Below are 386 nucleotides of genomic sequence, written 5' to 3'. Positions count from 1 at the left end.
CTGGAGCGTGCAGGTATCGGGCACCGACCTGGCCAAGGGCAGCAGCATCGACGCTACCCTGGTGGCCCATGATGCGGCCGGCAACCAGAGCAGTGTCACGGCCAACCGTCCTTACACCGTCGACGTGACGGCGCCGGACGCAACCACCACCCAACTGACCATCGACACCGTGGCCGGCGACAACATCGTCAACCAGGCCGAATCGCAGGTGCAGCAGACCATCAGCGGCAAGGCGAGCGGTGAGTTCCAGGTGGGTGATGTGGTGAGCTTCAAGCTCAACGGCACCACCTACAGCGCTGCGGTTGCAGCCGATGGCAAGTGGAGCGTGCAGGTATCCGGCGCCGACCTGGCCAAGGCCACCAGCATCGACGCCACCCTGGTGGCCC

The 386-nt window shown here is 65.8% G+C and carries 1 protein-coding gene; it reads left to right on the top strand.

The window, feature by feature from the left end; all coding sequences use genetic code 11:
- A partial coding sequence (locus IB274_RS30255) for an Ig-like domain-containing protein (RefSeq protein ID WP_192436299.1) occupies positions 1–386 on the top strand: 386 nt, incomplete at both ends.

It is taken from the genome of Pseudomonas sp. PDM18, from assembly GCF_014852585.1.
GTDB lineage: Bacteria > Pseudomonadota > Gammaproteobacteria > Pseudomonadales > Pseudomonadaceae > Pseudomonas.
Note: the sequence above shows the minus strand (reverse complement) of the source record. Positions and strands in the feature narration are given on the sequence as shown.